Origin of the sequence: Verminephrobacter eiseniae EF01-2 (genome assembly GCF_000015565.1) — a bacterium.
Taxonomy (GTDB): Bacteria; Pseudomonadota; Gammaproteobacteria; order Burkholderiales; family Burkholderiaceae_C; genus Acidovorax; species Acidovorax eiseniae.
Window position 1 is genome coordinate 4,934,001 of sequence record NC_008786.1, and the last position, 12,876, is coordinate 4,946,876.

Annotated in this window: 11 protein-coding genes; 1 reads left to right on the forward strand and 10 read right to left on the reverse strand. The window is 68.8% G+C overall.

The features are described from left to right. Positions 1-13 precede the first annotated feature (13 nt). The 10 genes from smc to VEIS_RS21650 form a co-directional block, all read right to left on the reverse strand. Positions 14-3,541, reverse strand: coding sequence for a chromosome segregation protein SMC (smc, locus tag VEIS_RS21605; RefSeq protein WP_011812151.1), 3,528 nt, complete (start codon positions 3,539-3,541; stop codon positions 14-16). 370 nt (positions 3,542-3,911) lie between these two features. Then, entirely contained in the window at positions 3,912-5,234 is a 1,323-nt protein-coding gene (locus VEIS_RS21610; protein ID WP_011812152.1) for an NAD(P)/FAD-dependent oxidoreductase, read from the reverse strand. 25 nt (positions 5,235-5,259) lie between these two features. Next, positions 5,260-5,988 (reverse strand): ABC transporter ATP-binding protein, encoded by a 729-nt coding sequence (locus tag VEIS_RS21615; RefSeq protein ID WP_011812153.1) that lies wholly within the window; start codon positions 5,986-5,988, stop codon positions 5,260-5,262. After that, the gene (locus VEIS_RS21620) at positions 5,985-6,761 is read right to left on the reverse strand and encodes an ABC transporter ATP-binding protein (RefSeq protein WP_011812154.1); all 777 of its coding nucleotides are present in this window, start codon (positions 6,759-6,761) and stop codon (positions 5,985-5,987) included. Before VEIS_RS21620 ends, VEIS_RS21615 begins: the two co-directional genes overlap by 4 nt. Next, the gene (locus VEIS_RS21625) at positions 6,758-7,645 is read right to left on the reverse strand and encodes a branched-chain amino acid ABC transporter permease (protein WP_011812155.1); all 888 of its coding nucleotides are present in this window, start codon (positions 7,643-7,645) and stop codon (positions 6,758-6,760) included. Before VEIS_RS21625 ends, VEIS_RS21620 begins: the two co-directional genes overlap by 4 nt. Next, complete coding sequence (locus VEIS_RS21630) at positions 7,638-8,531, reverse strand: branched-chain amino acid ABC transporter permease (protein WP_011812156.1); 894 nt, start codon at positions 8,529-8,531, stop codon at positions 7,638-7,640. Before VEIS_RS21630 ends, VEIS_RS21625 begins: the two co-directional genes overlap by 8 nt. Before the next feature lie 64 nt (positions 8,532-8,595). Continuing rightward, positions 8,596-9,717 (reverse strand): ABC transporter substrate-binding protein, encoded by a 1,122-nt coding sequence (locus tag VEIS_RS21635; RefSeq protein ID WP_011812157.1) that lies wholly within the window; start codon positions 9,715-9,717, stop codon positions 8,596-8,598. After that, complete coding sequence (locus VEIS_RS21640; protein ID WP_011812158.1) at positions 9,717-10,592, reverse strand: maleate cis-trans isomerase family protein; 876 nt, start codon at positions 10,590-10,592, stop codon at positions 9,717-9,719. The genes VEIS_RS21635 and VEIS_RS21640 overlap by 1 nt, the downstream gene beginning before the upstream one ends. Beyond that, a complete protein-coding gene (locus VEIS_RS21645) occupies positions 10,576-11,829 on the reverse strand; it encodes a D-amino acid dehydrogenase (protein WP_011812159.1) in 1,254 nt (417 codons plus the stop codon). Before VEIS_RS21645 ends, VEIS_RS21640 begins: the two co-directional genes overlap by 17 nt. A gap of 4 nt (positions 11,830-11,833) precedes the next feature. Beyond that, the gene (locus tag VEIS_RS21650) at positions 11,834-12,187 is read right to left on the reverse strand and encodes a RidA family protein (RefSeq protein WP_011812160.1); all 354 of its coding nucleotides are present in this window, start codon (positions 12,185-12,187) and stop codon (positions 11,834-11,836) included. 283 nt (positions 12,188-12,470) lie between these two features. Between VEIS_RS21650 and VEIS_RS21655 the strand changes: the two genes are divergently transcribed. Further along, entirely contained in the window at positions 12,471-12,731 is a 261-nt protein-coding gene (locus tag VEIS_RS21655) for a hypothetical protein (RefSeq protein ID WP_011812161.1), read from the forward strand. Positions 12,732-12,876 lie beyond the last annotated feature (145 nt).

Consider the following 12,876-nt stretch of genomic DNA (forward strand, 5'->3'; position numbering starts at 1 on the left):
GGCTCCGTCGGGTTCAAACCTCGGCCAGTGACAGCGCCGATTCCATGTCCACCGCCACGATGCGCGATACGCCCTGTTCCTGCATGGTCACGCCGATCAGTTGCTCGGCCATTTCCATGGCGATTTTGTTGTGGCTGATGAACAGGAACTGGGTTTCACGGCCCATGCGGGTGACCAGTTTGGCATAGCGCTCGGTGTTGGCGTCGTCCAGCGGCGCGTCGACTTCGTCGAGCAGGCAAAACGGCGCCGGGTTGAGTTGAAAAATCGCAAACACCAGTGCGATCGCGGTCAATGCCTTTTCGCCGCCGGACAGCAGGTGGATGGTCTGGTTTTTTTTGCCGGGCGGCTGCGCCATCACTTGCACGCCCGAGTCGAGGATTTCGTCGCCGGTGATGATCAGCCTGGCCTGCCCGCCGCCGAACAGTTCGGGAAACATGCGGCCAAAGTGGGCGTTGACGGTGTCGAAGGTGCCCGACAGCAGTTGGCGCGTTTCGCCGTCGATCTTGCGAATCGCGTCTTGCAGCGTGTGCATGGCCTCGCCCAGGTCGGCCGTCTGCGCGTCGAGAAAGCTCTTGCGCTCGTGCGCCAGGCGCAACTCGTCGAGCGCGGCCAGGTTCACCGCCCCGAGCGCGGCGATCTCGCGCTGCAGGCGCTCGATGTCGCCTTGCAGGCCGCCCGGGCGCACAGCGCCGTCGGCGATCGACGCGGCCACGGCTTGCAGGTCGGCCCGGGCGTCGGCGAGCAAGGCGGTGTATTGCTCCAGTCCCAGGCGCGCGGCCTGTTCCTTGAGTTGCAATTCGGTGATGCGCTCGCGCAGCGGCGCCAGCGCGTGTTCGAGCTGCATCCGGCGTTCGTCGCTGGCACGCAGCCGGTGGGTGAGTTCGTCATATGTGCTGCGTTGCGTGAGCAAGGCTTGTTCGCGCTCGATTTTCATGGCCAGCGCCTGTTGCAGGCCGCCTCGGGCGGCGGCGTCGGACAACTGCGCCAGTTCGGCCTGGGCGCGGTGCTGCTCGTCGCTCAGGCTGGCGGCCTGTTGCGCGGCCGTGTCGATGGCGCGGCTCAGTTCGGCGCGCCGCGCCGCCAGGCTGCGCTGCGCGAAGCCGGCCTCTTGCGCCTGGCGTTCGAGCTGGCGCTGCTGCTCGCGGCAGGCGCCAAGCTGGCGCTCGGCGTCGAGCACGCGCTCGCCCAGTTGCGCCTCGCGCTCCTGGCTGTCGGCCAATTGCATGTCCAGTTCCTCGAAGCGGGCCTCGGCGCTCGCGCTGCGCTCTTGCAGTTCGGCCTGCCGGGCCTGGACCTCGGCCAGATCGGCGTCGATCTGCGCGCTGCGCGCGCGCGCCTGCTCGGCCCGTTGGGCCAGGTGCAGGGTTTCGACCTGTAGCCCATGCGCCCGGCTCTGGGCTTCGGAGGCCTCGCGCCGCGCCGCCACCAGGCGCTGCGCGGTGTCGGCGCAGGCGGCTTCGGCGCGCGCCAGCGCGCTGCGCGCTTCTTCGGCCATCAGCGTCTGGGCGCGCAGCGCTTTGTCCAACTGCTCGATGTCCTGCGCGCGGGCCAGCAGGCCGGACTGCTCGGTGTCGGGCGCGTAAAAGCCCAGGCTATGGGCGCTGACGGCATGGCCTGCGGGCACGAAAACCGCCTCGCCCGGTCGTAGCTGGCTGCGCCGGGCCAGGGCTTCGTCGAGCGTGCCGGCGGTGTAGCAGCCCTGGAGCCAGCCGGCCAGCACGGCGCGCAGGCCGGGGTCGGACAGGCGCAGCAGGTCGGACAGGCGCGGTGGCTGCCCGGCGTCCGGTTCTGGCACGCCTGCCGGCGGCGGGCTGTAGAAGGCCAGGCGCGCCGGCGGCGCATCGCTGCCGCCGGCGCCCAGAAAGCCGCGCACCAGGTCCAGGCGCCCTACTTCGAGCGCGCCCAGGCGCTCGCGCAGCGCGGCTTCGAGCGCGTTTTCCCAGCCGGGTTCGATGTGGATGCGGCGCCACAGGCCGGGCAGGCCGTCCAGGCCATGCTTGGCCAGCCAGGGGCGCAGCTTGCCATCGGTCATCAGTTTTTCCTGTAGCGCTTGCAGCGCCGAAAGGCGCGCCGAGAGTTCGGCCTGGCGCGCGTTCTCGCCGTTCACCGCCTGCTGGCGGCTGCGCCGCTCATCGTCGAGCCGGGGCGCGCACTCTTGCAGTTCGGCCAGCCGGGCTTCGCTGGCGGCGGCCAGTTCCCGGGCTTGTTCCAGTTGCGCGCGCAGGCTGCCCAGGCGCGCCTCGTCGGGCACGGCCAGGGCGTTGCGGTCGGCGCCCAGGCGTTCGAGCCGGGCCTGCTGCTGGCGGCTTTGCTCGGCAATGCTGCGCTGCTCGGCGGCCAGCACCTGTATCTGCTGCTGCACCTGCACCACGGCGCTGCGCTGCGCGCTGGCGCGGCTTTGCGCCTGGTGCAGCGCTTCTTGCAGGCCGGGCAACTGCAGGGCCTGCTCTTCGAGTTGGGCGGCCAGCAGTTCGGCCTGCTCCTGGGCCGCCGCGCCGGCGCCGGCGAGTTGCTCCAGTCCGGTCTCGCTCTCCTGCCGGCGTGCCGCCCATTGGTCGATCTGCCCGGCCAGCGTGAGCAGGCGCTGCTCCACGCGCTGGCGGCCTTCGACCACGTAGCGGATCTCGGCTTCGAGCCGCCCGACTTCGGCCGTGGCCTCATACAGCCGCCCCTGGGCCTGGTTGACCTGGTCGCCGGCGGCATAGTGCGCCTGCCGGATCGTCTCCAGATCGGACTCGACCGCGCGCAGTTCGGCGATGCGCGCTTGCAGATCGTTCGCGGCCTGCAAGCCGTCCTGGTGCAGCTTGGCCTGCTCGGCCTGGGCCTCGGCGCGCTTCAAAAACCATTGCTGGTGCTGCCGGAGCTGGGCCTGGGTTTGCAGCCGTTGGTACTTGGCGGCCACCTCGGCCTGTTTTTCCAGCTTGTCCAGGTTGCTGTTCAACTCGCGCAGGATGTCCTCGACGCGGGTCAGGTTCTCGCGCGTGTCTGCCAGGCGGTTTTCCGTCTCGCGCCGGCGCTCCTTGTACTTGGACACGCCGGCGGCCTCTTCGAGGAACAAGCGCAGTTCTTCCGGGCGCGATTCGATGATGCGGCTGATCGTGCCCTGGCCAATGATGGCGTAGGCCCGAGGCCCGAGGCCGGTGCCCAGGAACACATCCTGCACATCGCGGCGGCGCACGGGCTGATTGTTCAGGTAATAGCTGCTGGCGCCGTCCCGCGTGAGCACGCGGCGCACGGCCACCTCGCCGTACTGGCCCCACTGGCCGCCGGCCCGGTGGTCGGAGTTGTCGAACACCAGTTCGACGCTGGCGCGGCTGGCCTGCTTGCGCGTGGTGGTGCCGTTGAAGATCACGTCCTGCATCGACTCGCCGCGCAATTCGCTGGCCTTGCTCTCGCCCAGCACCCAGCGCACCGCGTCCATGATGTTGGACTTGCCGCAGCCGTTGGGCCCGACCACGCCCACCAACTGCCCGGGCAGCATGAAGGTGGTCGGTTCGGCAAACGACTTGAATCCGGACAGCTTGATCGAGGTAAGACGCACGGGTCAGCGGACAGAGGTGGCGCCGGACAGGCGCAGCGCCCCGGCGGGGGCGCCGGTGGGGGTTGGACGGCAAAGCTCGGATGATACCGCGCCGGCCCCCTGCGCCCGGCGCAGCCGGGTGCGCCGCCAGCGCTTCGGAAAATGGCTGACACCACGCACGGGCGCATGTTCCTGCTTTACTTGATGCTATCAATTTGGATAGCAACGCCCGGGCTGCGGCGGCCCTTGGCAGACCCGCCGGCGTGCCAGCGCGCCCCGGGCCGTGTGCCAAGAGGCCAGCCGGTGCCCGGGCGCCTTGCAGCCGATCGGCCCCGGTGCCGGCAGGCGCGCCACCCAGCCATCGGCCCAGGTCCGGCGTCGCTGCACGGCGTCACCATCGCTGGCCCACGGCATGTGCCGCCGCAGCGCCGCTCTGGTAGAAGGTTTCGCGCAAGCGCTTGAACCGGATCGGCCCGAGCGCCGTCACCGGCAGCGACATGTCTTGCGGCTGTATTTTCCCGCGCAGCATCCAGGCCAGTTCACGCCCCAGGATGGTTCCCGGCGCAATGCCCCGGCCGTTGTAGCCGCTCAAGGACCAGACATTGCCGGCCAGCCGGTGCAGGTGCGGCAGGTGGTGCGCCGTGGTGTCGATCCAGCCGTACCACTGGTGTTCGATGGCAATGCCGCCGAGCGCCGGAAACTGCCGGGCGATGGCGCGCCGGGCCCATTGCAGATGGGCGTTCCGGGCGCCCGGCGTGAGCGCGCCGACGCTGCCGCAGACCAGGCGGCCGCCGGCGTCGAGCCGCCAGGAGGACAAGATGGTGGCGGTGTCCCAGACGCCATGGCCACCGGGCAGTATCTTTTGCCGGCTGGCCGGAGGCAGCGGCTCGGTGGCGACGTTGAAATAGGGCAGGCGCGCCAGTTCCTGCTGCAACTGCGGCCAGGCATCGGGGGCCAGGCTCTGCGCGGTATTGGTGGCCACGACCACTTGGCGCGCCGTCACGCTGTGGCCGCGCGCGGTGGACAGGCGCCAGAGCGCGCCATCGGCCCTGGCCCCGGTCACGGCGGTCTGCGTGTAGACGGCGGCGCCGCTGGCGATGGCCGCGCGGGCCAGGCCGCGCACATAGCCCAGCGGCTCGATGGTGCCGGTCCGGGGGTCGAGCAGCGCGCCGCTGTACACATCGCTGCCTACCAGGCGGGCCGTTTCGGCGGCATCGATCAGGCGCACGGCCACGCCATGGGCGGTCCATTGGCGGGCGCGTTCCCGGATGTTGGCCAGGCCGCCGGCGCCGAGCGCGCAGTGCAGGTTCCCATGGCGCACGGCGGCGCAGTCGATGCGGTGGCGCCCGATGATGTCGAACACCAGATCGGGGCCGGCGCCCAGGGTCTGCAACAGGCGCCGACCGTAGGTCTGGCCGAGCCGGCGCGGCAGTTCGTCGGGCGGAATCCAGGCGCCGGCGTTGACCAGCCCGACGTTGCGGCCGGAGGCGCCGAAGCCGATGTCCGCCGCTTCGAGGACGGCAACGCCAGCGGCCCCTTCTTCGCGCAGATGCAGTGCCGTCGACAAGCCGGTGAACCCCGCCCCGACCACGGCGACATCGACCGCGATGTCGCGCTGCAGCGGCTGTGTTTCAGGCGCTGGCGCCGCGCTGTGGCCCCACAGGCCATGCGACATGGCGGCTATCTGCGCGGGCATCGGTGCGGCGGTGGGCATGGGTTCGATCCTTTTTGCTGGCGGCTCATGCGGCACGCCCGCCGAGGTACAAGTCGCGCACCTTGGGGTCGTGCAGCAGTTCATCTGCGCGGCCGCTGAGCGCCACGGCGCCCAGCGCCAGGATGTAGGCCCGGTCCGAGATGCGCAGGGCCTCGACCGCATTTTGTTCGACCATCAGGATGCTGACCTGCTCCTCATCGCGGATCTCGACGATGGCATCGAACACCTGGCGCAGGACCATCGGCGCCAGCCCTGCGGAGGGTTCGTCGAGCAGCAGCACTTTCGGGCTTGGCATCAGGGCGCGCGCCAGCGCCAGAATCTGCCGCTCGCCCCCGGACAAGGAGGCCGCCGGCGCCCGGAGCTTGCGCGCCAGCACCGGGTAGAGCGAGCACAGCCGCTCGATGCGCCCGAGCCGCGCTGCCGGGGCCAGGTAATGGCCGCCGATCTGCAGGTTCTCGCGCACGCTCAGCGCGCTGAAGATGTTCTCCGTCTGCGGCACGAAGCCCAGGCTGCACGAGCGCATCTTCTCGTGCGCCGGCAGTGCCGAGACATCCCTGCGTTCCAGCAGCACCTGGCCGCTGCGCGGCTGGACAAAGCCGGCGATGGCTTTGAGCAGGGTCGATTTGCCGCAGCCATTGGGGCCGAGCAAGCTGACGATTTCCGCCCGCTGCACTTGCAGCGAAATGCCGTCGAGGATGTCCACCTCCCGGGTGTAGCCGGCTCTGAGCCGATCGACGGTGATGGCCCGGTTCATCGGCCGGGCTCCTTGGCGCTGGCACCCAGATAGGCTTGCACCACCCGCTCGTTCGACGCCAGTTCGTCGGGCCGGCAACTGGCCACGATGCGGCCTTGGTCGAGAACGATGCAGCGTGTGCACAGTTCGCGGATGAAGTGCATGTCATGCTCGACGATGACCAGGGTCATGCCGCGCGCATGGAGTCCTTGCAGCGCCTGCACGATGTCGCGGCGCAGATCGGGATGCACCCCGGCCGTCGGTTCGTCGAGCATCAGCAGGCGGGGCCCGGCCATCAGCGCGCAAACGATGCCGAGCAGCTTTTTCTGGCCGCCCGAGATGGCTGCCGCCGGCAAATGGCTGACCGGCGCCAGCAGCAGCGCGGCCAGAAGTTCGACGGCCTTGTCGTGGCCTTGGCGCTCGGCCCGGCGCGCTGCCGGACTGCGCAGCAGCGTCGCCAGCACGCCATGCGCGCCGGTGGCGGCCGCCATGGCCACTTCCAGCACCGACATTTTTTGCGGCATGGCCGGCAACTGGAAGGTGCGCACCATGCCCAGCGCGACGATGCGGTCGGTCGGCAGCGCAGCGATGGAGCGGCCGTCCAGCCGGATGTCGCCGGCATCGGGCCGCTCGAAACCGCTGACGATGTTGAGCAGCGTGCTCTTGCCCGAGCCGTTGGGCCCGAGCAGGCCGACGATCTCGCCGGGGGCAATCGCGAACTGCAGATCGTGCAACACCTGGTTGGCATCGAAGGCTTTGGCCAGGCCGCTCACTTGCAGCAAGGGGGGCTTCATGCGCTGGCCCTGAGCTTTTCCGGCAGCAAGCCCTCGCGGCGCAGCAGCAGGCAAGCCAACAGGATCAGGCCGATCATTCCCAGGCGCAGCGCGCCGGCGCGATCGGAATCGAAGCCCAGCATGTCTTTCGCAAACGGCACGAAGGCATGGACCGCCTGCAGCAGCACCACGCCCAGCAACACCCCCGCCGTTCGGCCGATGCCGCCTACCATCAGCATCGTCCACAGCACGAAGGTTTCGGCGGCCAGCAGGAACTCGGGGCCGGCGAAGTTCATTTGCAGCGCATACAGGCTGCCGGCCAGCGCCGTCACGGCGGCGCCGCTCATGACGGTGCGCGTCTTGAGCGACTGCAGGTCGTAGCCCATGCACGCGGCCAGTTGCGGCTGCTCGCGCATCAGGCGGATGGCCCGGCCGAAACGCCCATCGCCCAGCCGCGCCGACAGCCACGCCAGCAGCGCCACGAGGCCCAGCACCAGCGCCATGAACAGCAGTTCGTTCCACGGGCGCGGCTGGTTCTCGAACAGCCCCGGGATGGCGCTGATGCCATTGGCGCCGCCGGTCAGCCAGTCCTCGTTGAGGGCCACGGTGCGCAGGATTTCGGCCACCGCCAGCGTGGCAATGCCCCAGTAGTCCGCCGCCAGCCTGCGCCCGAGCCTGCCGATGCACCACCCCAGGGCCGTCGCCAGGGCCATGCCCAGCGCCATGCCGGCCGGCACCGGCCAGCCGCGCGCGTGGGCAATGCCGGTGGCATATGCGCCGATGCCGGCAAAGGCGATATGGCCGAAATTGAGCAGTCCGCCGTAGCCCGCCTGTATGTTCAGGCCCAGCGCCATGATGGCGTAGATGCCGCCGATGGTCAGCAGGTAGGTCAGGAAATCAAACACGGCGCACCTCCGCGCCGAACAATCCATGGGGCTTGAACAGCAAGGTCAGCAGCAAGATCAGGAACGACGCGGCGCCGATGTAGGCCACGGGCAGGAAGCGCAGTTCCTGCCCCACCAGGGGGCCGAAGTCGAGGTGGGTCACGATGGTCTCGGTCAGCGCGATCAGCAAGGCCCCGGCGACCGCGCCGACGGGGTTGCCCAAGCCGCCGAGAATCGCAGCCGCGAACACCGGCAGCAGCAGGTCGTAGCCCAGGTTGATATGCGCACCGGTGGACAATGCCAGCATGGCGCCGCCCAGGCCGGCCACGGCGCCGCTGATGAAGGTCACGGCATAGGTGATGCGCTGCGCATCCAGGCCGCAGGCTTCGGCCAGCATCGGGTTGCTGGCCAGTGCGCGCATCGCCCGGCCGGCCCGGGTGCGAAACAGCAGCCCGACGAACGACAGCAGCAGCGCCATGGTGGTCGCGCAAAACCCAAGCTGCACCGGGGTGATGCGGGCCGCGCCAATGACCACCGGGTCCATCGAAGGCAGGGAGAACATGCGCGGAAAAGAGCCGGCAATGCCCTGCACGCCGGCCACCAGCAGCATGGCAATGGCCAGTGAACCGATCATCGCGATCGCCGGGCCGCCTTGCAGCAGGCGCTTGAAGACCAGGCGCTGCAGCGCCAAGGTGATCAGCCCCGTCAACGCCGAAGCCAGCGCCAACGCGGCGGCCAACGGAGCGCCGGCGCTGTGGCCGGCATAGGCGAGAAAGGCCCCGCACATCGCATATTGGACATGGGCCACATTGGGAAACTTGACCAGGCCGTACAACATGCTCAAACCCAGCGCGATCAGCGCCAGATCGGTGGTGCGCAGCAAAGTGTCGATGAAAAATTGCAGCATCGCGCGTGCCTGCCTGGTGCTTGCCTGGTTGCTTGCGGTGCTTGCCTCGCGCCTGCCTTGGCGCTTATCGCGGCACCAGCCTGCCGCCCTGGTAGCGCAAGTTGTCGTAGGGCGGGTCGATGCGCTGGCCTTCGGCATCGAAGGCAATGGTGCCGGTGACGCCGGCGAACCCGCCGGCGCCGACCTCCTTGAGACCTCTTTGGACATCGGCAGAACTGCTGCCCTTGGCCTGCGTCAGCGCGGCGGCCAGCATCCGCACGGCGTCATAGCCATAGCCGTTGAACGCGGATTTGAAGCCTTCCTTGTGCCGGGCCCGGAACGCGGTTTCGTAAGCCTTGCCCAACTCGCCTTTGGCCGCGCCCACATCCATCCCGATCTGGCCTTCGACGTTTTCGGCGGGGGTGTCCGACACGCACATGCTCATGATGTAGGCGTACCAGGGAACCTGTCTGAGGCCCAGTTCCTTGCTCTCGCGGTTGATGACCGCCGATTCCTGCCCGTAGGCGGAGTACAGATAGGCATCGGGCTTGCTGCGCGCGAGCTGCTGCAACTCGCGCCGGTAGGAGGATTGGCCGCCGGCATAGAGCACCTGCGCCAGCACCTTGCCGCCGAGCTTTTCGAACTCGTGCCTGAAGCCCTCGGCCACGCCCTGCCCAAAGGCGTTGTTGGGCACGATGACGGCGATCTTGCGCCAGCCCATGCCGTAAGTATCCCGCACCGCATGGCGGTTGCCGGCGTCTTCCAGCCCGATCAGGCTGTAAGCGGCCCCGCCCAACGCGCGCACCTTGGTGCTGCTGCTGCCGATGTTGACATGCGCGACGCCTTCCTTGACCAGGTACTGCGCCATCGGCAGGGTAATGCTCGAAGAGTATTCGCCGATGACGGCAGGGACTTTGTCCACCGTGGCCAGTTTGCGGGCAGCGGTCAGCGCCGTGGTCGGGTTGTTCGCCGAGTCCTCGACGATGAGCGCCAGTTTCTTGCCGAGCACGCCGCCGTTGGCGTTGACCTCATCGACGCCGAGCATGATGCCGCGGCGGATGTCCTCGCCGATGGTGGCGGACGGGCCGGTCAACGGCAGCACGGCACCGATCCGTATGCTGGCCTGCGCCAGCGCGGGCCAGGGCGTGCACAGCGCGCCCTGCAACGCGACAGCGGCGCACGCTGCAAGCCAATTGCGTTTTTTCATCAGGAGCTCCCAAGAAAGAATGCCCGAGAAAGCCGGCCGGGGTCCGGGCCGCCGGCCCGGGCGCCCGCTGGCTGCTCGAACAGCCGCCCCCATCGCGGGAGCCGGTCATCGATGCCGGCCAGACGCAGCGCATGCCAGGCCATCGCGCTGTTGCTGGAGATGACCGGCTTGCCCAGCGCTTGCTCGACATCGCGCGTGAGCTCGCACATGCGCAGGCTGGTGCAGGCGACGAAGACCGCGTCGACATCCGCAGCGGAACCGGCGCCGACGATGGCGCTTTCGAGCGATGCGCGGTCGATGCGCGCCACTTGCGCGTCGTTGGCGTGGTTGAACGAAGCAATGCGCGCCACTTGCACGCCATCGGCCTCGATGTGGCGCCGAAAAAGTGCGTTGATGGCCACGACATAGGGGGAGATCAGCGCGATGCGCCTGGCCCCGAGCTGGTGCAGCCCGGCCATGGCTGCGGTGATGGGGCTGGTGCAGCGCACCTGGGGTCTGGCGGCGCGAAGATGACCGAAGACCCGTTGCTCGCCGATGACGATGGTCCCGGAAGTGCAGCCGAACGCCACCACGTGCAGCGCGACGCCGGGAACCAGCAGATCGACTGCGCCGGCAATGTCTTTTTCCATGGCCGCGAGCGAACCGGGCGAGATGTCCGCCGGGCTGGGCATGCGCGCCGCGAAGAACGCCAGGCCGGGGACATCGGTCAGGATGCGGCGCCACTCGTATTCCATGGTCTGGTCGCTGGCCAGCACCACCAGTCCGATGGCCGCGCGCGCCATCAATCCGGCATCCATCCGAAACGGCACGACGGTATAGGGCGCAGCGCGCTCGAGGTCGACGGCATGGCGCACCGGACTACCCTCTCGCGTCATGGGTCAGCCCCTCCAGGCTGTGCCCGGGCTGGCGCCCGCAGATGATGTCACTGACGATGCGGGCAGTGCCGCAGGCCATCGTCCAGCCCATATGGCCATGCCCGGTGTTCAGGAACAGGTTGCGATGGCGCGTGCGGCCCAGAATGGGCGCGCCGGATGGCGTCATCGGGCGCAGGCAGGACCAGTACTCGGGGCGGTCGTAGTCCGCGCCCCGGGGAAACAGTTGGCGCGCCAGCGCGAGCATGCCGTCGAAGTCCTGCGGCACATGCCCGGTGTCGTAGCCGGCGAACTCGGCCGTTGCGGTCAGGCGCAAACGGTCGCCGAACCGTGCCCAGGCCACCAGGTGATGCTCGTCTACGCCGCCCAGGGTCGGCGCCTGGTCGCCGGGGCGGATCGGCAGCGTCACCGAATAGCCCTTGACCGGATAAATGGGCAGGCGGTATCCGAGGCGTGACGCCAGGATCGGCGAATAACTGCCCAGCGCCAGCACGAAGTGGTCGCCGGCCACGGTGCCGCCGGCCGTGCGCACCGCCGAGATGCGATCGGCGCTGTGCTCCCAGCCTTCGATCGGGCGATTCATCAGGAACTGCACGCCCATGCGCTCGCAGCGTTGTGCCAGTTGGCAGGTGAACAGGCGGGCGTCGCCGCTTTCGTCGCTGGGGCAGAAAATCGCGCCGGCGATCTGCGCTTGCGCGTCGGCCAATGCCGGCTCGCGCTGCGCCACTTGTCCGGGTGTCAGGGTCTGCAACGGCAGGCCGGCGTCGGACAGCACGCGCATCGCCCCGATCCCGCGCTCCAGGGCTGGCGCGTCCCGGTAGATGTAGAGCGCCCCGCCTTCGGTGCGCTGATACTCCAGGCGCTCGGCGGCCGTCAACGCTTGCAGCAGTTGCTGCGAATAGCGGCACAGGTGCAGTTTGCGCGTCGTGTTCTGGCGCCAGCGCGCGGTGGTGCAATGGCGCAGAAACTGCAAGCCCCAGGCCCACATTGGCGGATCCAGGCGCAGTTTCAAGCGCAGGGCCTGGCCCTGGAGAAACAGCGATTTGAGCAAGATCCCGGGCGCCTTCGGCGACGCCCAGGTGTAGGAATGCCCGGGGGCCACCAGCCCGGCGTTGGCAAAACTGGTCTCCCGCGCCACCTCTGGCTGGCGCTCGATCACGAGCACCTCGTGCCCCTCCCGGGCCAGGTAGTAGGCCGTCGCCACGCCGACCACGCCAGCGCCGAGGATGACGGTCTTCATCGCATCAACGGCCCTGGGCCGCGATCACGGCGATCTCCACCGTGTACTGCGGGAACGCGAGCCTGGACTCCACGCAGGCGCGCGCCGGCGGCTCGCCCGCCGGCACCCAGGCGTCCCAGATGCCGTTCATCTGGCCGAAGGTAGCGATATCCGCGAGCCAGATGTTGGCGCTCACGATGCGCTCCTTGCTGCTGCCGGCCTCGGCCAGCAACTGATCGATCTTGGCCAGAATCTGCGTCGTCTGCCCCGCCACATCGGCGCTGGCATCGTCGGCCACCTGGCCGGCGACGAAAACCAGGCCGTTGCAGACCACGGCGGCGCTCATGCGGGCGTTGGGCCGAATGCGCTGGATGTTCATCGGAAAACTCCTTCACGGGATGAAAACCGGGGCGGCGCCTGAAGCGCAGGCGCCGGGACACGATGGCAAGCCATCGCGAAACCGGTTTGTAGTCTTTGGCAAGTGCCATGTCCAATAGTATTTACACCAATGAACAGATCGCAAGACAAGTGCCAACATACACAGGTAGATAAACAAGTGTCTGCACAATATTGGTCAATGCCCGCACCAGGTCGAAGCAGGAAGCGCCGCCGTGTTGCGTGCTGCCCGCTGCGTCTCACCTGTGCCACGATGAAGGCGCCCCGTGAGCACCGCCCGGCCGCCCGAAGGCGCTCATACCGTAGCCGAAGGCGAAGGTACCTCCGTGAGCACCGCCACCGTCAACCCGGACGACAAATACACGCTGCGCCAGGGGCGCATCTTCATTACCGGGACGCAGGCGCTGGTCCGGTTGCCGATGACGCAGCAGCAGCGCGAGCGCCGCGCAGGGCGCGACACGGCGAGCGCGTGCGCACGGCCGAACGGCAAAAATCTTCCCGGGGCGCAGCGCGCCCACTCGCGCTGACCTCATTGCCCGCGCGAGCGGGCGCAGGAACTGCTGGCCCGTTCGACGCCGGCCGCCTGAACGCAGCGGCCGACGGAACTCCGGCCTTGGCACTCGATCGCAGAGAGTGCTAACATTCCCCCACTTGGGAAGATTGGGCAGAGGA